This is a genomic window from Nonomuraea sp. C10 (assembly GCF_008017515.1).
In the GTDB taxonomy this organism is placed as follows: Bacteria; Actinomycetota; Actinomycetes; order Streptosporangiales; family Streptosporangiaceae; genus Nonomuraea; species Nonomuraea ferruginea.
In genome coordinates, this window is record NZ_VPFF01000001.1 from 2605513 (window position 1) to 2623026 (window position 17514).

At 71.8% G+C, this 17514-nt stretch carries 20 protein-coding genes; 13 read left to right on the forward strand and 7 right to left on the reverse strand.

The window, feature by feature from the left end:
* Nucleotides 1-11 precede the first annotated feature (11 nt).
* Nucleotides 12-596 carry a hypothetical protein gene (locus FR742_RS11835; protein ID WP_148031008.1) on the forward strand — a complete coding sequence of 195 codons (585 nt, stop codon included), beginning with the start codon at nt 12-14 and terminating at the stop codon, nt 594-596.
* 1 nt (nt 597) lies between these two features.
* Here the strand turns inward: FR742_RS11835 and FR742_RS11840 are convergent, their stop codons facing one another.
* Nucleotides 598-1818, reverse strand: a complete 1221-nt coding sequence (locus FR742_RS11840) for an FAD-dependent monooxygenase (protein ID WP_148031009.1) — start codon at nt 1816-1818, stop codon at nt 598-600.
* 133 nt (nt 1819-1951) lie between these two features.
* Between FR742_RS11840 and FR742_RS44480 the strand changes: the two genes are divergently transcribed.
* From FR742_RS44480 to FR742_RS11855, 3 genes are all read left to right on the forward strand, one after another.
* Entirely contained in the window at nt 1952-2323 is a 372-nt protein-coding gene (locus tag FR742_RS44480) for a VOC family protein (protein ID WP_187281106.1), read from the forward strand.
* 103 nt (nt 2324-2426) lie between these two features.
* Nucleotides 2427-4019: an MFS transporter gene (locus FR742_RS11850; protein ID WP_148031011.1), complete on the forward strand. Its 1593-nt coding sequence runs from the start codon at nt 2427-2429 to the stop codon at nt 4017-4019.
* A 31-nt stretch (nt 4020-4050) separates the two neighbouring features.
* Nucleotides 4051-4623 (forward strand): DUF5655 domain-containing protein, encoded by a 573-nt coding sequence (locus FR742_RS11855; protein WP_222708904.1) that lies wholly within the window; start codon nt 4051-4053, stop codon nt 4621-4623.
* 22 nt (nt 4624-4645) lie between these two features.
* Here the strand turns inward: FR742_RS11855 and FR742_RS11860 are convergent, their stop codons facing one another.
* Nucleotides 4646-5650: an aromatic ring-hydroxylating dioxygenase subunit alpha gene (locus tag FR742_RS11860; protein ID WP_148031012.1), complete on the reverse strand. Its 1005-nt coding sequence runs from the start codon at nt 5648-5650 to the stop codon at nt 4646-4648.
* Between the two features lie 160 nt (nt 5651-5810).
* Between FR742_RS11860 and FR742_RS11865 the strand changes: the two genes are divergently transcribed.
* From FR742_RS11865 to FR742_RS11895, 7 genes are all read left to right on the forward strand, one after another.
* Complete coding sequence (locus FR742_RS11865; RefSeq protein ID WP_187281107.1) at nt 5811-6254, forward strand: ester cyclase; 444 nt, start codon at nt 5811-5813, stop codon at nt 6252-6254.
* A 13-nt stretch (nt 6255-6267) separates the two neighbouring features.
* Complete coding sequence (locus tag FR742_RS11870; protein ID WP_187281108.1) at nt 6268-6750, forward strand: ester cyclase; 483 nt, start codon at nt 6268-6270, stop codon at nt 6748-6750.
* Between the two features lie 106 nt (nt 6751-6856).
* Nucleotides 6857-7657: a helix-turn-helix domain-containing protein gene (locus FR742_RS11875; protein ID WP_148031015.1), complete on the forward strand. Its 801-nt coding sequence runs from the start codon at nt 6857-6859 to the stop codon at nt 7655-7657.
* Nucleotides 7658-7744: 87 nt separating this feature from the next.
* Nucleotides 7745-8740: an aromatic ring-hydroxylating dioxygenase subunit alpha gene (locus FR742_RS11880; RefSeq protein WP_148031016.1), complete on the forward strand. Its 996-nt coding sequence runs from the start codon at nt 7745-7747 to the stop codon at nt 8738-8740.
* A 40-nt stretch (nt 8741-8780) separates the two neighbouring features.
* Complete coding sequence (locus tag FR742_RS11885; RefSeq protein WP_187281109.1) at nt 8781-9842, forward strand: methyltransferase; 1062 nt, start codon at nt 8781-8783, stop codon at nt 9840-9842.
* A complete protein-coding gene (locus FR742_RS11890; RefSeq protein WP_148031018.1) occupies nt 9842-11041 on the forward strand; it encodes a cytochrome P450 in 1200 nt (399 codons plus the stop codon). The genes FR742_RS11885 and FR742_RS11890 overlap by 1 nt, the downstream gene beginning before the upstream one ends.
* Before the next feature lie 153 nt (nt 11042-11194).
* Nucleotides 11195-11566, forward strand: a complete 372-nt coding sequence (locus FR742_RS11895; RefSeq protein WP_148031019.1) for a helix-turn-helix transcriptional regulator — start codon at nt 11195-11197, stop codon at nt 11564-11566.
* On the opposite strand, the gene FR742_RS11900 is transcribed toward FR742_RS11895, so the two are convergent.
* Nucleotides 11551-12039 (reverse strand): SRPBCC domain-containing protein, encoded by a 489-nt coding sequence (locus tag FR742_RS11900; protein WP_148031020.1) that lies wholly within the window; start codon nt 12037-12039, stop codon nt 11551-11553. The two genes, FR742_RS11895 and FR742_RS11900, sit on opposite strands and share 16 nt — an antisense overlap.
* Before the next feature lie 85 nt (nt 12040-12124).
* Here FR742_RS11900 and FR742_RS11905 point away from each other — a divergent pair, with 85 nt between their 5' ends.
* Nucleotides 12125-12994 carry an LLM class flavin-dependent oxidoreductase gene (locus FR742_RS11905; RefSeq protein WP_148031021.1) on the forward strand — a complete coding sequence of 290 codons (870 nt, stop codon included), beginning with the start codon at nt 12125-12127 and terminating at the stop codon, nt 12992-12994.
* A gap of 98 nt (nt 12995-13092) precedes the next feature.
* Nucleotides 13093-14109 carry a helix-turn-helix domain-containing protein gene (locus tag FR742_RS11910; protein ID WP_148031022.1) on the forward strand — a complete coding sequence of 339 codons (1017 nt, stop codon included), beginning with the start codon at nt 13093-13095 and terminating at the stop codon, nt 14107-14109.
* Between the two features lie 7 nt (nt 14110-14116).
* Here FR742_RS11910 and FR742_RS11915 read toward each other — a convergent pair whose 3' ends face one another.
* Genes FR742_RS11915 through FR742_RS11930 form a run of 4 tightly spaced genes read right to left on the reverse strand, consistent with a single transcriptional unit; the run spans nt 14117 to nt 17514 of the window.
* Nucleotides 14117-14551, reverse strand: a complete 435-nt coding sequence (locus tag FR742_RS11915; protein ID WP_222708905.1) for a S26 family signal peptidase — start codon at nt 14549-14551, stop codon at nt 14117-14119.
* Entirely contained in the window at nt 14548-16395 is a 1848-nt protein-coding gene (locus FR742_RS11920) for an ABC transporter ATP-binding protein (protein WP_148031023.1), read from the reverse strand. Before FR742_RS11920 ends, FR742_RS11915 begins: the two co-directional genes overlap by 4 nt.
* Nucleotides 16392-16952, reverse strand: a complete 561-nt coding sequence (locus FR742_RS11925; RefSeq protein ID WP_148031024.1) for a TlpA disulfide reductase family protein — start codon at nt 16950-16952, stop codon at nt 16392-16394. Before FR742_RS11925 ends, FR742_RS11920 begins: the two co-directional genes overlap by 4 nt.
* Nucleotides 16953-16980: 28 nt before the next feature.
* On the reverse strand, nt 16981-17514 hold the full coding sequence (locus FR742_RS11930; RefSeq protein WP_187281110.1) for a MauE/DoxX family redox-associated membrane protein: 534 nt from the start codon (nt 17512-17514) through the stop codon (nt 16981-16983).

The window sequence follows — 17514 nt, forward strand, 5'->3', positions numbered from 1 at the left end:
GCCTTCCTCTCATGCTGATCGAGAAGGAACGGCACGACGGCATCCGGCGCGGCGCCATCACCGTCCTGTTCCGCCGCTGGCGGCAGCGGCAGGCGACCGCGGGCAACGTGTACCGCACCGCGCTGGGACAGGTGGCGGTCGACGCGGTCGACGTCGTGACCCCCGAGCAGATCACGGACGCCGACGCGGCGGCGGCCGGCTACCCGTCCGCCGCCGCCGTGGCCGGCGACCTTCGCGGGCGCCCCGGCGACCCCGTGTACCGGCTCCGCATCCGGTTCGTCGACGAGCCGGATCCCCGTGACGAGCTCGCCGCCTCCGGCGAGCTCACCGCGGCGGACCTGGAGGACGTCGAGGCCAGGCTGGCCCGGCTGGACCGGGCGAGCAAGACCGGGCCGTGGACGGCGGCGACCCTGGAGATCATCAGCCGCCGGCCCGCCGTACGGGCCGGCGACCTGGCCGAAGAGCTGGGCCGCGATGCCGCCCAGTTCAAGCTGGACGTGCGGAAGCTCAAGAACCTCGGCCTCACCGTCAGCCTGGGCACCGGCTACCGGATCTCTCCGCGCGGCGCGGCCTACCTGGCGGACCGGCGGCGATAGGTCACGGGGGCGCCCACCCGAACAGGTCGGAGCTCTGCCTGCCGGAATCGCCTCCCCGAGTCATCGCCCTCAGCATCGCGTCGCGGATGACGGCCAGCAGCGGCGAGCGCACGTGCGCGACGCGGCCCAGCATCCGCGACTGGCGCACGACCTTGCGCACCCGCGGCCCTCGTTCCGCCGCGTAGCGACGCAGCGCCGCCTCGACCGCCGCGGTCGTCGCGACGCCCCCGGCCAGCACGGCGGCCAGCACGCCGGCCAGCACGGCCGCGTCCTCCAGGGCCATTCCGGCCCCCTGACCGAGGGTGTAGACCATGGGATGCGCGGCGTCGCCGGCGAGCACGACGCGGCCCCGGGCCCACGTGCGCGGCGGCGGGCGGTCGAAGACGTCGTGCGCCACGCACCCGGCCGGGTCCGCCGAGGTCGTCACCTTCCGCAGGTCCGGGTGCCAGCCGCCGACGCGCTCGTGCACCCGGGACAGGGCCTCGGCGATCGGCAGGGACGGCATCACGCCGCGCGGGGCGGTCATCGACGCGACCCAGTAGAGCTCGCCGCCGCCGATGGCGGCGGTGAACAGGACCAGGCCCCGCCCGTAGGCGATGAAGCCGTCCGGGTACGCGGCGGGCGCCGGGCCGATGCCTCTCACCGCGGTGAACCCCCGGTGGCGCGGTGGGCCGTCGCCCAGCAACTGGGCGCGGACGGCCGAGTGGATGCCGTCCGCGCCGACCAGGACGTCCCCGCTCAGGACGTCCTCGGTGCCGGTGACCAGTCCGACGCCCGAGTCACCGTGGAGGTAACGGGTGGCGGCGCGGCCCTCGACGAGTTCCGCCCCGGCCGCCTGAGCCTCGTCGCGGAGCAGCCGGTGCAGGTCGGCGCGCAGGACGGTGACCGAGGGCATGCCCCAGCGGTCCTCGTACCCGTCGAACGACACCCACCCGAGCACCCGCCCGCGATGGTCGAGGAACGCGCTGCGGTGCGGGGCCGAACCGCGGGCGCCCGCGGGGTGGCCCGCCTCCCGGACGCGACGGGCGAGATCGGGCGCGATCGCGGCCAGCGCCTTGACGGCGTTGGGAGCCAGCACCAGCCCGCCGCCGGCCCGCTCGGGTTCGGCCGAACGCTCCAGGACGACCGCGTCCAGCCCGCGGTGGCGCAGCGCGATGCCCAGGGCCAGCCCGGCGATGCCGCCGCCCGCCACGAGGATCCGGCCTCGTCTCGTCGCGTCCATCCTCCGAGCATGCCCGACAGGAGGGCGCGACTTTTCTCCCACATTGCGGCCCCTCGTACCGGGCGCGCGACGCCGACGCGTAGGAAGCAGCCGACCCTTGACGGGTAGGATCTTCCCTACCTACGATTGCCGCATGGAAATCACGCATCTTCAGAAACTCACCGTTCCCGTCACCGACCAGGACGCCGCCAAGGCCTTCTACGTCGACAAACTCGGCTTCGAGGTCCGCACCGAGCAGCCCATGCCGATGGGCGACAACCTGCGCTGGATCGAGGTGGCGCCCAAGGGCGGGCAGACCACGCTGGTGCTGTGCAACTGGATCCCGAACACGCCGCAGGTCCAGAACGCCATGCTCGAGACCAAGAACACCGACGAGGCCGTGGCCGCCCTCCGCGGGGCCGGTCTCTCCATCGACGACCCGACCCCGACGCCCTGGGGCAAGCAGGCGACGATCACCGACCCTGACGGCAACACGTTCATCATCACCGACGGCGGCGGCGCCTGACCCGACCGTCACCACCGCGCGGCCCGGCCCGCGTGGTGGCCCGCCCATCGTCTAGCGCCCGGTACGCGCCTCGCCCGAAGGGCGTACTGAGGTGGGAGAAACCATGACGCAACCACCCCGCGACGAAACGTGGTCACCATCCGATGCGGACGACCACCCGCCCGCAGGCACCGTCTCGACCCGGATGTGGATCACCCTGGTGCTGGTCTCTCTCGGAGCCATGATGGAGGCGCTGGACTCCACCGTGATGGCGATCGGGAACCCGATGATCGCCGTCGAACTCGGCACCCGGCTCACCCAGCTCCAATGGGTCAGCAACGGCTACATGTTCGCGGTGGTCGTCTTCCTGATCACGGCCGGGAAGATCGGTGACCGGTTCGGCCACCGCAACACCTTCCTCGTCGGCATGGTCGGCTTCGCCGCCAGCTCCGTCGCGGCCGGACTCGCCGGTTCCGTGGAAGTGCTCATCGCCGCCCGCGTCGCGCAGGGCCTGTTCGGCGCGGTGCTCGCGCCCAACTCCCTGGCGATCATCCGGAACCTGTTCCCGTACGATCGCATGAAGACCGCCATCGGGATCTGGGCCGGGTTCGGCGCGCTGGCCATGGCGGCGGGTCCCTTCGTCGGGGGCCTGGTGGTCGGTCAGTTCGGCTGGCGGGGGATCTTCTTCCTCAACGTGCCGATCTGCGTGGTCGTGGTGATCGCCGGCCTGCTGCTGATCGACAAGGGGCGCGAGCGGCGGCTCGTCGCACCGATCGACATCCCGGGCGTGATCCTGCTGTCGGGCGCGCTGCTGGCGCTGGTGTGGGGGATCGTCCGCATCCCCGTGGACGGCCTCGACCTGTTCACCGGGCTGCTCTTCGTGGCCTTCGCGCTGTTCGGCGGGCTGTTCCTGTGGCGGCAGCAGACCTCGGCGAACGCGGTGCTGCCGTTGCGCCTGTTCCACTCCACGTCGCTCTCGGCCGCCGTCGTGGTCATCGCGATGGCCGCCTTCGTCGCCTTCGGCAGCTACTTCTACTTCGGCCTCTACCTCGAACAGGTGCAGGGCCACGCGCCGTTGACCGCCGGATTGCTGCTGCTCCCGCAGACGGTCCTGTTCGGCGTCGGCGCCGCGGTCGGCGGCAAGCTGGGCAGCGACCGGGGCCCGCGCGTGCCGATGATGCTCGGCGCCGTCCTGGTCGCCCTCGGCTCGGTGGGGATCGCGCTGCTGCAGGCCGATTCCTCGTACGCGCTGCTCGGCCCGTCGCTGGGGCTGATGGGCGTCGGGATCGGCGCGATCGTGCCGGTGGCCGTCGGGGTGATCCTCGGCCACAGCCCCGCCAACCTCGCGGGGACGGCGTCGGGCATGCAGCAGACCGCGCTCATGCTGGGCGCGGTTCTCGGCACGGCCATCATCGGCACCGTCATCAGCCTGCGCGTCGCCGCCGACCTTCCCGGGCGCCTCACGGCGGCCGGGGTCCCGCAGGACGCCGCCGGCAAGGCGGTGGAGCAGACCTCGGTGGCGGCCCAGGGCGTTCTGCCCCAGGTCGGCGGGGTGACACCGGAGGTCGGCGCCCGGATCGAGATGGCGGTGGGGCAGAGCTTCACCAGCGGCCTGAACACCGCGCTGATCGTGGGCGCCGTCCTGATGGTGGTGGCCGCCGTGGTCGCGAGCCGCGTGCGGGCGCCCGAGCAGGACCCGGGCGGAGCCTGGGGCTGACTTCCGCAATCCATTGAAAGGAAACCTGGCCATGGCGCTCTCAGGAGCGGAGATGCTGGTCCGCGTGGCGGCCTCTCTATCCGACAAGACCGGCAAGTCGCTTGAGGAGTGGGTCGCCTCGGTGGGCGAGTCCGGACTCGACCCGCTCGACCAGCGCGCCGTGCGGCAGTGGCTGAAGTCCGAGCACGGGCTGACCAAACCGCAGCAGGAGGCGGTCGCCACAGCCGCGGCCAAGGAAGCCGGCTGGTCCGAGCCCACCGCCGACGATCATCTCGCCGCGCAGTACGACGGATCCAGGCAGGCGCTGAAGCCGATCTACGAAGCGCTGGTGGAGGCGGCCACCGGGCTCGGCGGTGACGTGACCCTGGAGGTGCGCGCCGGCTTCGTCGCGGTGAACCGCAAGCGGCAGTTCGCCGCCATCCAGCCGGCCACCGCGAGCCGGATGGATCTCGGCCTGCGCTTCACCGACCCGCCGGCGGACCAGCGGCTCAAGCAGGCCACGGCGCCGGGCCAGTCCACCCACAAGCTCGGCCTGACCGCCGTCGAACAGGTCGACGACGAGGTCAGGGCGCTGCTGCGGCAGGCGTACGAGCAGAACGCCTGATTCCCGGCCCCGGCACGCCGGGTCACCGCAGATAGTGCCGAGCCGGGTTGGCCCGCGGATACCTGCGCAGGTACGCGAAGAAGTCGGCGAGCGCGGCGTCGCCGCGGGTCAGCAACCCGGGCGTGTAGTGAATCGTCATCAGCACCGGCGCGTCCTCCGCCAGCAGGTTGAACATGAAGGCCTGTGCCTTCGTGAGGAACTCCTCGGCCTTCTCCGCGGGCTCGCCGGGCAGCACGTGGGTGCCCCAGCTGAAGAACGAGGCGGTCGTCCGCGCCCGGGGCGCCGCCATGCCGGTGATCCAGTAGAACCAGCGGCCGTCGAGCGTGCCCTGCTGCCAGAAGATGTTGCTGCCGTGGATCGACGCCCACACGCGGTACTCCTCGCCGCCCGGCATCAGCGCGTGGTAGCGGTAGCCGACGGAGAACTCGTCCCAGGTGACCGACTCGTTGGGGTCCTCGACGAACTTCCCCTCGTGCGGGAGCGCGAAGTGCTGCAGATCCATGGTCTGGGCCGCGACCACCCACGGATCCACCGCGAGCTGCTGGTCGAAGGCCATGGCCCGGGTCGCGACGCGCGCCCCGGGCACGGGCGGGTCCGCACGGGGCAGCTCGAACAGCGGCGCGGAGCCGTTGAACGCCCACACGATGCCGTGGGCCTCGACGGTGGGGAAGCGGAACAACCGCGCCCGCGGATCGACCGGGGTGCCGCCGGCGGAGACGCACCGCCCGTCCATCCCGTACCGCCAGCCGTGGAAGGCGCAGCGGATGGCGTCGCTCTCAAGGCTGCCCACCGCGAGGTCGGCGCCCAGGTGGACGCAGTAGGAGCTGAACACCGCCACCTCACCGGAGGGCCAGCGCACGGCCACCACCCTGCCGCCCAGCAGGTCGGCGCCCACGATGCCCCCGGTCTCGGGCAGGGCGTCGCTCAGGCACACCGGGTGCCAGGTCTGGGTGAACAACCCGTCCTCGCCCTCGGAGGGGATCGGCTCGGAGCGGGGCCGGTGTCGTACGTCGTCCGTGATCGTCATGACGGGTTCCGACCTTCCTGGCGGGGGGAGCTGAATCGCGTTCAGTCTCACCGCCGCCTGACGGCGGGGTCAATCGAGCCCGTCAGAACGACAATCTCGAAGAAACCCGGCATACGTCGATGTGTTTGCCTAAGGAGGTGTCATCCGACTGGGAGGAACCGTGCACGTCGATACGGACCAGCTCGCCGCGAACAAGGCCGTCGTGGGGAAGCTCGTCGACGCGTGGAACGTCCGCGACGTCTCGCAGATGATGCGGTACTGGTCGCCCGACATGGTGCATCACGGGCGGGACGGGGCCATGCCCGCCAGTGAGGTGGGCGGGGAGATGCAGCGTTTCATCGCCGCGTTCCCGGACATCCACATCCACGTCGAGGAGATGATCGCCGAGCGTGACCTCGTCAGCACCCGGCTCACGGTCTCGGCCACCCATTCCGGCCCCTATCTGAACATCGAACCCACCGGCCGGTCCGTCCGCTGCGCCCTGATGGGCCAGCTGCGCATCGTCGGCGGCAAGGTGGTCGAGCACTGGGGTGTCGCCGACACCGTCCATCTCCTGGAGCAGCTCGGGCTCATCGACGGCGAGCTGCTGGAGGCGACCGCATGACCTGGGAGGGCGTGTGAACGACGAACTGGCGACAGTCAAGGCCGAACGGGAAGAGGTCGTCCGGCGTTTCCGCGGGGCCGTCCTCTTCTCCAGGGATCTGTCGGCGATAGAGGAGGTGCTGGCCCCGGAGTTCGTGGACCACTTCGCGCCTCCGTGGGATCCGCCCGGCCGCGACGGCGTCGCGCACCGGTTCGGCCAGGCCGCCGACGCCCTGACCACGACCAAGGTGGAGGTGCTGGTCTCGGTGTGCGAGGGGGAGTTCCTGTCCCAGGCCATCGAGCTGCATTTCGCGCACACCGGCGAGTTCATGGGCATCCCGGCCACGGGCCGGTCCTTCGCGATCGGCGGATCGAACACGTTCCGCTTCGACGGCAGGCAGATCGTGGAGCACTGGGGGGTCTTCGACGTCGCCAAGATCCCGGATCTGCTGCGGGAGACCCACGGCGCCCAGGGCGGCTGGGCGTCGATGTGGCCGGAGCCCTCCAGGCCGGCCTGAACGACGGCCGGGCGGCGTGGACAACCCCGACCCCGTGAGCGGATGCTACTGGGAGCTGGAGGTAAGCGTGCGGATCCGCGGAAGCAGCGCAACGGACAAGCCCGGCATGTCAGACGATCATCGGCTCCGGGCCGTCGAACAGGTCCTCAGCAAGATCCGGCGTGACCTGTCACGCACCCACTCGCTCGACGACCTGGCGCAGACCGCGTGCTTCAGCCCGTTCCACTTCCTGCGCGTGTTCCGCGGCATCACCGCCACCACCCCCGCGCGGTTCCTGGCGGCGCTGCGGATCGCCGAGGCGAAACGGCTGCTCGCCGTCACGAACCTGGACATCACCACGATCTGCATGCAGGTGGGGTACACGAGCCTCGGCACGTTCTCCCACCAGTTCGCGCGGCACGTCGGGGTGTCCCCGCGCAAGTTCCGGCGGCTGATCAGCGAGATGGCCGACCAGTCCTGGGAAGCGGTGCTCGACGCCGCGGCGCCCCCGCCACCGGAGCCGGAGCCGGCCCGGACGCTCCGGGTGCGGCTCAACAACCTGCGGCCGGGCGACTTCGCGCTGATCGGGCTCTTCGAGTCCGGCATCCCCCAGGGCTGGCCGGCCGCCTGCGCCATGGCGCGGGGCACCAGCGAGGCCGATCTGGCGGTCGGACCCGACGGCTCCTACATGGCCCTGGCGATGAGCTTCCCGCCGGACGTCGACGTCGAGGACCTGATGACCAGCGACGTGCCCGGCCTCTGCCTGGTCGGCTCGTACGGGCATATACAGGTCAGAGGCGGCCACGTCACCCAGAGCAGCATCGTCATCGACCTGCGCCCGCGCCGGCCGAGCGATCCCCCTATCGTCTTCGTCTCCCCGCTGCTGGCGGCGCAGGAAAGCCTGCTGGACTCGACGGTCGGCACCTGACGGCCGTTGCGCAGGCTCGAAGAAGTACCGGCGACCGGCCTGACCTAGCGTTTGGGCCACCGCGTTATTCCCCCAGCGGAGGTGACCGTGACCAGTCTCGACGCCCCGGTGCCCCGGCCGACGAGCCCGCACCTTCCCCACGAAGGCGACGACGGACTCTACACACAGAGCTGGTACCCCATCTGCATGGCCGAGGATCTGACGCCGGGCGCGGTCGTCGGCGCGGAGTTCCTGGGCGGGCGCGTGGTGGCGTTCCGCGACCGGTCAGGGCGGCCGTCGGTGCTGTCCGCGTACTGCATGCACCTCGGGGCCGACCTCAGCGTGGGGACGGCCGCCGACGGGCTGCTGAGATGCCGCTTCCACGGCTGGACCTACGACGAGCGGGGGGTGTGCCGCCGGACCGGCAGCGGCGACGCGGTGCCCGACGGCGCGCGGCTGTTCAGGTTCCCCACCGAGGAGAGGTTCGGCGTCGTGTGGGCCTTCAACGGCACCGAACCGATCTTCCGGATCCCCGGGCTGCCCTGCCCCGAGGAGGAGATCAGGGCCCGGCGCGGACGCTTCGGCCACCTGGCCATGGAGCCCTGGATGGTCTCGGCCCACACCCTCGACCTGCAGCACCTGTCCCTGCCGCACGGGTTCGACCTGAAGGTGCCGCCCGCCGACACCGTGCGGCGCACCGAGCACAGCCACGGCTACGACCTCGTGGGCTCGCTGCCGGACGGCACCGCGTACGACGTCCGGATCGACATCCACGGCCCCAACCTGTTCCTGCAGACAGGGCTGCTCAACGGGCGCTGGTACTTCTGGATGACCTCGCCCAGCCTGCCCGCTCCCGGCCGGACGGACTCGTTCTTCGTGTACGGGATCCGCAAGGACGGGTCGGAGACCGAGGAGGCCGCGGAAGAAGCGCTGCAGCGGGTGTTCAAGGCGCAGATGCAGTTCTACTCCGATGACTCCGACATCTTCGACACCATCCACTTCCAGCCGGGCCTGCTCACCGCCCGTGACAAGACCCTGGCGATGTTCCTGGACTACATGCGCACCTATCCCCGTGCCAATCCGGCACGCGAGTTCCTCAACTGACCGCCGCGCGCTCCCGAACGGAGTAAAGGTGTCCGATGCCATGCCCGACATCCAGGCCGACGACGCGTTCGGCACCATGCTGGCCCTGACCGACACGGTCGCGCCCTGGGCCGTCCGCGTGGCGGCGACGCTGCGCCTGGCCGACCTGGTCGCGCCCGGCGGCGCCCCTGCTGACGCGATACTCAAAGGACTCGAGGCCGCGGGCGAGAGGGTGGATCACGAAGCGGTGCGCCGCCTGCTGCGCTACCTCGCGTCCCTGGGTGTCTTCGAGTACGACGCGGCTTCCGAGCTGTACCGCCCGACGCGGCTGTCGGAGCTGATGACGGGGGACAGCCCCGTCAGCATGCGCGACTGGTGGCGCATGGACAGCGCGATGTGCCGGCTCGACCAGACGCCCACCCTCATGATGGAGGCGATCAGGACCGGCGAGCCGGTGTACGAGCGGATCTTCGGCCGGGACGTCTGGGCGGACCTCGCCCAGCACCCGCCGCTGGCGGCGTCGTTCGAGCAGGCGATGGCCCACAAGACCCGCATATCCCTGGACAGCGTCATCGCGGCCGTCGACTGGCGGGCCCGCGGAGACGTGGTGGACGTGGGCGGCGGCCACGGGCTGCTGCTGCAGGCCATCCTGAAGATCTCCCCGCAAGCCCGCGGAACGGTGTTCGACACACCGGCGGGGGTCGCCACGGCACGGGCCCACCTGGCCGGCTCGCCGGTCGCGGGCCGCATCGCCTTCGCCGAGGGGGACTTCTTCGGCCGGTGGCCCGCCGGCGCCGACACCTATGTCCTGATGAACGTGCTGCACAACTGGCCCGACGACCAGGTGGTGCGGTTGCTGCGGCGCGGCGCCGAAGCCCTCGGGCCCACCGGCCGCCTCCTGGTCGTCGAGACGGTCGTCGGCGGCGCGGGCGACCAGCGGAGCCTGGCCCGGCTGGACATGATGATGCTGCTGTTCTGCGGAGGAAAGGAACGCAGCCGCCCGCAGTACGACGAGCTCGCCGCGCGGGCCGGGCTGACCATCACCGGTTCACACCCGACCTCCTTCGGCCTGGCCATCCTGGAACTGGCCCCGGCCGGGACGACGCCCGCCGGGAGCGCGTGATGGACGAGCGCACCGTGCACCGATTCCCGTTCGGCCCCACCACCGGGCTGGAGCTGGACGCGAAGTACCGCAAGCTGCAGGAATCCGAGCGCGTCGCCCGCGTCCGCATGCCCTTCGGCGGGGACGCGTGGCTGGTCACCGGGTACGAGGACACCAAGTTCGTGCTCTCCGACCCGAGGTTCAGCCGTGCGGTCACCCTGACGATGGACCTGCCCCGGCTGCAGCCGCACATCGTCCAGAACCCCGGCATGATCATGAGCATGGACCCGCCCGACCACACGCGGGTCCGTCAGGTGGCCGCCCGCGCGTTCACCCCCCGCAGGGTGGAGAAGCTGCGGCCGTGGATCGACGAGCAGGTCGACGGCCTGCTCGACCGGATGACCGGGCAGGGGCCGCCCGCGGACCTCGTGCGGGATCTCGCGCTGCCGCTGCCCGTTTCGGTGATCTGCGAGATCCTGGGCGTTCCGTTCGCCGACCGGGAGAAGTTCCGCGACTGGTCGGACATCGTCATGTCGGTCACGGCGTTCACCCCGGACGAGATCCAGGCGGCGTTCCTGAGCCTCACCGAATACCTGCGGTGGCTGGTCGGGCAGCGCCGCGTCGCGCCGGCGGCCGACCTGTTCAGCGCCATGGTACGGGCGCGGGACGTCGAGGCGGTGATGAGCGAGGAGGAGCTGATCACGTTCGGCGTCACCCTGCTCGTGGTCGGTCACGAGACGACCGTCAACGAGATCGCCGACATGATGTTCGTCATGCTCCGCGACGGCCTCTACGCCGAGCTGGCGCGGGGCGATGGTCCGCCGCTGCCCCGCCTCGTCGAGGAGCTGCTGCGCTTCGTCCCGCTGGAGAGCCCCGGCGGATTCGCCCGCGTCGCCACCGAGGACGTCGTCGTCGGCGGAACCCTCATCGCCAAGGGCGAGGCCGTGTACACCCAGCTGTCGGCGGCCAACCGGGACCCGGAGGTCTTCACCGAGCCGGACGAGATCGACGCCGAGGCCGAGCGGGAGCCGCACCTGACGTTCGGGTTCGGCCCGCACCGGTGCATGGGCGCGGCGCTGGCGAAGATGGAGATCGAGGCGGCCGTCGGCGGTCTGCTGCGCAGGGTCCCCGGCCTGCGGCTCGCCGTCGAGCCCGAGGAGATCGTCTGGAAAGCCGACCGGCTGGTGCGAGGGCCCGAGGCGCTCCCGGTGACGTGGTGAGCGGTCCGGCGGGAGGATTCGCCTGGCCCGGCGCGCCCGTCCTGCCCTCGCTCCCGCCGGCCGCATTGACAGGTAGGATAGCGCCTACTGATAATGTAGGCGGGTCGGCGCATACCGGGCCGCCGGCGACAGTGCGATCAAGGGTTGCTCATCATGCCGCGGAGCGGGAAGACGACGACGCCAGACGGCGTCCCCACCCTGCTCGACGACGTGTTCCCGGCGCTGGCCAACCCGGTCAGGCGCCGCATACTCCAGCTCCTGCTCGCCGGGCCGCATTCGGTCAACAACCTGGCGGCGCACTTCGACATGGCCCGCCCGAGTGTGTCGGAGCACCTGAAGGTGCTGCGCGACGCCGGCCTGGTGACCGAGCGGAGAGTGGGCAGGGAACGCCACTACTCGCTGTGCCGGGCGCCTCTGGAGGAGATCTCCAACTGGCTGCACCCGTACGAGGTCTACTGGCAGGACCGGCTGAGGCTCCTGCGCGACACGGTGGTCGAGGAGGAGGCCGATCAGCGGGGGCGGTAGGGGAGCCCTTCGCCGGTCGCGTCCTGCCCGGCCGTGTCGCCGGCGAGGACCGTCTCCAACCGGCTGAACAACCACGAGCGCCAGCCGCCGCCCATGATCCGGCGCGCTCGCTGCTGCAGCTCGTCGTCCGGGTCGAAGCCCTCGTGGTCGAAGAACAGGCGGGTGCCGTGGCCCTCGGCGACCAGCCGCCAGGTCGCCGTGCACCGCGCTCCGCTCGGGCCGTGGTCGTCCCAGCTGATGCGGAGCATCCGCTCGGGCTCGATGGCCAGCACCCGGCAGTGGATCACGCCGTCGAACTTCGTCGTCGGCACGGCCTGCGTCACGATGGTGAACCGGTGGCCGACGACCGGCTGGAAATCCTCCGGCCCCAGCCATTTCGTCACCAGCCGGGGCTCCACGAACGCCCGCCACACGCGGTCGGGAGGGTAGGGCACGAACTCGTCCAGCCTGATCGCGCGGGGGTCGTCCGTCATGTGTGTCAGCTCTCGATCAGCGACTGAAGAACCAGAGCGAGTCTATCGCCGCAGATAAGAAGGCGCACTTGCGAAGGAGACACCGATGAAGATCGGAATAGGGTTGCCGGGTGACGAACCGGACCTCCTGCTCGACTGGGCCCGGCAGGCGGACGCGGGACCGTTCAGCACGCTGGGACTGCTCGACCGCTTCATCTGGCGCAACCCCGAGCCGCTGGTGATGCTGGCGGCCATCGCCGCCGTCACCCGCCGGATCCGCGTCCAGACCGAAGTGCTGATCGGCCCGCTGCGTGACACCGCCCTGCTGGCCAAGCAGGTGGCCACCCTCGATCGGCTCGCACAGGGCAGGTTCACGCTGGGAATGGGAGTCGGCAGCCGGACCGATGACTTCGCCGCGGCCGGAATGCCGCTCAAGGGGCGAGGACGACGGCTCGACGACCAACTGTCCGAGATGCGCCAGTTGTGGGCCGGCGAGTGCACGGCGGGCGGGCTCGGGCCGGTGGGGCCCGCGCCGCTGACCCCCGGAGGCCCGGAGATCCTGTTCGGCGCGTTCGCGCCGGCCGCGCTGGCCCGGGTGGCCCGGTTCGGCCACGGGCTGCTGTGCGCCGCTCCTCCGCCGTGGGCCGGCGACCTCTTCCGCGCCGTGGACAAGGAGTGGTCCCAGGCCGGCCGGGCCGGGCGCCCGCGCAACGTCGGCCAGCTCAACGTGGCCTTCGGCTCGGCGGAGACCGTGGCCACGGCCAAGGCGGCGATCAGCGAGTGCTACGCGATCGTGGGGGCCTCCCACTGGATGGTCGAGGGCATGCTCACCACCGAGGACCAGATCCGCACGGCGCTGCGCGGCTTCGAGGAACTCGGGGCGGACGAGGTCATCCTCTACTGCTGGTCGCCCGAGGCGGGCCAGGTCGCCCGGCTGGCCGGTCTCGTCGACCGCTACGGCGCGGCCCTCACCTGACACCCACGGCGGTGGACATCGCCGGATATCCGTGTTTCGTACGTGCCAAGGGGTAGCGCGGCAGACCCGGCGGCGACCGTTCGGAATGGGGAACGACGGTGATCACTTCGATGGTGCGACTCGACGACGTGCCGGTCGGCGAACGGTTCGACTACTGGTGGCAGGCCGTGGCCAGGTCGGTGGTCTCGGTCAGCGCCGCCAGCGATCGGGCAGCCGACTTCTGGGCCGAGATGACGACGATCGACCTCCGCTCGGTGCAGATGTCCCGGGTCAGGTGCGCCGGTTTCGAGGCGCACCGGAGCATGAGCAGGATCCGGAGTTCGGATCCCGAGGCGTACCAGATCTCCCTCACCTTGCGCGGCACTTCGGGGATGCGGCAGGAGGGCCGTGAGACGCTCCTGACGCCGACCGACCTGATGCTCTCCGACACCTCCCTGCCCTTCAAGGCGTGGACGAGGAGCGATCCGCGCGACAGTGCGACGGGGCGGCACGGGGCCGGCTCGGACGGCCTCATCCTGCAGGTTCCGCACGCCGCCCTGCCGTTCCCGGAGCCGGAGATCCGGCGGCTGCTGGCCACCAGGATCGCGGGTCGGCAGGGCGTCGCCGCGCTGCTCGGTGATCTGCTTCGCGGCGTCGTGATCCGGTCCGGTGAGCTGTCGGCCGCCGACGTGGGCCGGTTGTCCACCGTCATCGTGGACTTCGTCATCGCCGTGCTCGCCCACGAGTTGGAGGTCGACCCCACCCCGTCCCTGACCGACCCCGGCGGGACGCTCGTCCTGGAGATCCGGGCGTTCATCGAGCAGCGGCTGGGACAGGCCGACCTGTCGCCCGCCGTCATCGCCGCCGCCCACCACATCTCCCTGCGCCAGCTGTACCGGATGTTCCAGCAGGAGGGGCATACCGTCGGCGGGTGGATCCGGCAGCGGCGGCTGGAACGCTGCCGCCGCGCCCTGGCCGACCCCCGGCTGGAGGGCGTACCGATCAACGCCATCGCCGCCCGCTGGGGTTTCCCGAACGACTCGCACTTCAGCCGGACCTTCCGCGCGGCGTTCGGCGTCACCCCGGCCGCCTACCGGTGGCAGGCCCGGGCGGACGGCTCGGCCGACAGCCGCTGACAGGCGTTCAGCCGGCCGCGCGGCGGACCACCACGCCGAGCAACCGGTCGCCGGGGACGTAACCGCAGTGGCGGGAGTCGTAGGAGTCGGCGGTGTTGTCGCCGCAGACGACCAGGCGGTCCGCGGGGACGGTCGTCTCGGGGACGTGGGCGAGGGCGTCGAAGCCGCTCCTGGGCACCGGGTCGCCGGGGGCGGCCGTCACGCGTTTGATGCTCCAGGGCTCCCTGACCGCGAGCTGCCAGTCCGGGGGATAGCTGAGCCTGACCACCACCACCTGGCCGGCCCGCACCGAGCCGACCGGGGCGCGGCGCACCCAGACCCGGTCGCCCGATCGATACGCGGGCTCCATGCTCGCGCCGGACACGGAGACCATGACGTAGCGGCGGCGCAGCCACAGGACGGCTCCCGCGCACACGGCCAGGGCCACGACGATGACGGTCACTGGGGGAATCCCTCCGGCCGGAGCGCGGCGGTGTCCGAGTAGCCCTGGGCCTGGAGCCGGAACATCCGCGCGTACGTCCCGCCGGCCGCGAGGAGCTCTCCGTGGGTGCCCTGCTCCTTCACGGTGCCGCTGTCGAGCATGACGATGCGGTCGGCGTCGCGGATGGCCCCGAGCCGGTGGGAGATGAGCAGGCTGGTGCGGCCCGACCTGATGGTCCTGAGCCGGGTGTGGATGTCGTGCTCGGCCTCCGCGTCGAGGCCCGCGCTCGGCTCGTCGAGGATCATGAGGTCGCGGGACCGGCGGAGGAAGGCCCTGGCCAGGGCCACGTGCTGCCACTGGCCGCCGGACAGCACGACCCCCGTCCGCGTGTCGTCGTCGCCTGAGTCGCCGAAGAACATCCGCGTCAGCAGGGTGTCGTAGCCGAGGGGCAGCTCGCGGAGGGTCTCGTGCACGCCCGCCGTGCGGGCCGCCGTCTCGACGCGGCCGCGGTCGCCGAGCGCGGATAGGTCGCCGAGTGCGACGTTGTCGGCGGCGCTGAAGTCGTAGGCCATGAAGTCCTGGAACACCGCGCCGATGCGGGCGCGCAGCCCGGCGGGGTCCATGTCCCTGATGTCGACGCCGTCCCACAGGATGGCGCCCTTCGTGGGGTCGTAGAAGCGGCAGAGCAGCTTCACGATCGTGCTCTTGCCCGAGCCGTTGTGGCCGACGAGCGCGAGCGTCGTCCCCGCGGGGAGGAACAGGTCCACGCCGCGCAGCACCCACGGATGCCCGTCGCTGTAGCGGAACCACACGTCGCGCAGCTCGATGCCGTGGCGCAGCTCCGGGCTGCCGAGGGGTTCGGCCGGGGCGGGCAGGTCAGGCCCGTCGTCCACCACCGCCGCGTAGTGGCCGAACATCATGAGCTGCTGGTGGCCGCCGGCGATCGCGTCCACCACGGAGTCCAGCGCGCCCTGCACGCCCATCACGGCGGCCACGAACATGGACACGTCGCCCACGGTGAGCCGCCCCTGGACGGCTTCGAACACGGTCCAGGCCAGCCCGGCGCCCGAAACCGCCGCCGACAGCGTCGCGAGCGCCGCCTGGACCAGCTGCTCGCGCCGGTCGAGTCGGCGGCGGGCGTCGTTGGCGGCCACGCGGTCGGCGAGCATCCGCCCGCGCAGGAAGCCGCCGAGCCCGAACAGCCGGATCTCCCTGGCCGCGTTCGCGCTGGTCAGGAGGTCGGCGTAGAAGAACTCGCGGCGCTCGGTCGGGCCGATCGACAGCAGCACCGCCGCCCTGAGCCGCGAGAGCCGCACGGACATCATCAGCGCGGGCACCGCGGCCGCCAGCACGATGACGGTGACCAGCGTGTTCATCACCAGGAGCGACCCGACGAACCCGGCGAGGGTGAGCAGGCCGCGGACGAAGCCGAGCACGCAGTCGACCAGCCGCCCGGGGGAGCTCGCGCTCTGCGTGGCGAGCCGCAGCCGGTCCAGGAAGGCGGGGTCCTCCAGCCGGCTCACGCCCACGGCCCGGTCGAGCGCGGTGAACAGCTGGTCCTGGGCCGCGAGCCCCACCCTGCGGTCGATCTCGCCCCGCAGGTACTGCGTCGCGTACGGCACGGCCGCGTTCGCCAGGCCGGCCGCCGCGAGACCGGCCACCAGCCCGGCGACCGCCGCGACGGATCCGGCCGTCACCACCGTGTCGAGCGTCAGCTTGGTCAGCCAGGCGATCGCCACGGGGAACGCGGCCGTCAGCACGGTGACGGTCAGGTAGCAGGCCATGGCGGAGGGAGCCGACCGGCAGGCGAGCCCGATCGCCCGGACCAGCCCGGCCGCCAGCGGGCGGCGGTCGGGCGTCGTCATCTCTCGGCGGGCGCCGCGAGCCTGGTGACCTCACGCTCGACCGCGAGGACCGTCCCCTCGCTGTCGACCAGGCAGAACGCGGGGTACTCGGTGACGGAGAAGGCCCTGGCGACCCCGCCGGCGTAGTTCTCGTCCACGACGACCGTCGCCACCTGCCGCAGCTCGGCGGTCATCTTCGCCGTCTCGGCCCGCTCCCCGGGCGCCACGACCGCGAGGATCAGCCGCCGGCCCCCGATGCGCTCGCGGGCATGGGCGAGGAAACCCGGCAGCTTCTCCACGCAGGGCGCGCAGCCGGAGCTGAAGAACGCCACCAGCGTCTCACCCGACAGGGAACTCCTGCCGATCTCCTCCCCGTCGAGGGTGGTCGCCGTGAACTCCCCGACGGTGGCCCCCACCTCCGGCAGCCCGCCGGGGAACGCCCCCGCCGGTCCGGCCCGCAGCAGGCCTTCGAGATGGGCGGTGTGCTCCTTCAGGCGGCGGACGACTCCGAGCGTCAGGACGAGATCCAGTGCGCACACCGCCCCGACCAGGACGATGGCGGCCCACATCACAGCCATTGCGTGCTCCCTTCGAGCGTCCCGGCGGCTACGACAGCCTCGGGCCGAACAGTTCGCCGATCTCCTCAAGACGTACGACGACCAGGGCGGCCGCGAGCGCCGCGCCCGCGGTGACCGCCAGCCCCGCGGTCCCGGCCGCGCCGAGCGGGCCGGGGTCGAACGTCAGCCCCGCGGCCACCGCGCCGAGGAGCAGCGCGTTGCGCACGAGATGCCACCCGCTCAGCGGCGCCGACCCGCCGAAGCACCGGCAGGCGGTGGCCACGCCCCGGCGCAGCGCCAGCGCGATGGCCAGGCCGAAGGCGGTGACCAGGACGCCCGCGAGAGCCAGAGCCGCGGCGGGCGCCGGGATCATCAGCACCACCACGGCGGCCTCGGCCGCCACGACGAGGGGGGCCACGAACTTGGCGGCGGCGGCCGGGGCGCTTCCCGACGGAAGGAGGGCGCCCAGCAGTTTCCGCGTCGACTCCGCGAACTCCCGCCGGTTCCCCTTGAGCTTGCTCGCGAAGGAGACGGCGAAGACGAGGGCGACGAGCCAGTGACATCCGAAAGCGAGGTACTCCAC

What these genes read in the sequence shown, in the direction of transcription:
- FR742_RS11835 (WP_148031008.1), top strand. Translation starts at nt 12, where the DNA reads ATGCTGATCGAGAAGGAACGGCACGACGGCATCCGGCGCGGCGCCATC.
- FR742_RS11840 (WP_148031009.1), bottom strand. Translation starts at nt 1,818, where the DNA reads ATGGACGCGACGAGACGAGGCCGGATCCTCGTGGCGGGCGGCGGCATC.
- FR742_RS44480 (WP_187281106.1), top strand. Translation starts at nt 1,952, where the DNA reads ATGGAAATCACGCATCTTCAGAAACTCACCGTTCCCGTCACCGACCAG.
- FR742_RS11850 (WP_148031011.1), top strand. Translation starts at nt 2,427, where the DNA reads ATGACGCAACCACCCCGCGACGAAACGTGGTCACCATCCGATGCGGAC.
- FR742_RS11855 (WP_222708904.1), top strand. Translation starts at nt 4,051, where the DNA reads ATGGCGCTCTCAGGAGCGGAGATGCTGGTCCGCGTGGCGGCCTCTCTA.
- FR742_RS11860 (WP_148031012.1), bottom strand. Translation starts at nt 5,650, where the DNA reads ATGACGATCACGGACGACGTACGACACCGGCCCCGCTCCGAGCCGATC.
- FR742_RS11875 (WP_148031015.1), top strand. Translation starts at nt 6,857, where the DNA reads ATGTCAGACGATCATCGGCTCCGGGCCGTCGAACAGGTCCTCAGCAAG.
- FR742_RS11885 (WP_187281109.1), top strand. Translation starts at nt 8,781, where the DNA reads ATGCCCGACATCCAGGCCGACGACGCGTTCGGCACCATGCTGGCCCTG.
- FR742_RS11890 (WP_148031018.1), top strand. Translation starts at nt 9,842, where the DNA reads ATGGACGAGCGCACCGTGCACCGATTCCCGTTCGGCCCCACCACCGGG.
- FR742_RS11895 (WP_148031019.1), top strand. Translation starts at nt 11,195, where the DNA reads ATGCCGCGGAGCGGGAAGACGACGACGCCAGACGGCGTCCCCACCCTG.
- FR742_RS11900 (WP_148031020.1), bottom strand. Translation starts at nt 12,039, where the DNA reads ATGACGGACGACCCCCGCGCGATCAGGCTGGACGAGTTCGTGCCCTAC.
- FR742_RS11905 (WP_148031021.1), top strand. Translation starts at nt 12,125, where the DNA reads ATGAAGATCGGAATAGGGTTGCCGGGTGACGAACCGGACCTCCTGCTC.
- FR742_RS11920 (WP_148031023.1), bottom strand. Translation starts at nt 16,395, where the DNA reads ATGACGACGCCCGACCGCCGCCCGCTGGCGGCCGGGCTGGTCCGGGCG.
- FR742_RS11925 (WP_148031024.1), bottom strand. Translation starts at nt 16,952, where the DNA reads ATGGCTGTGATGTGGGCCGCCATCGTCCTGGTCGGGGCGGTGTGCGCA.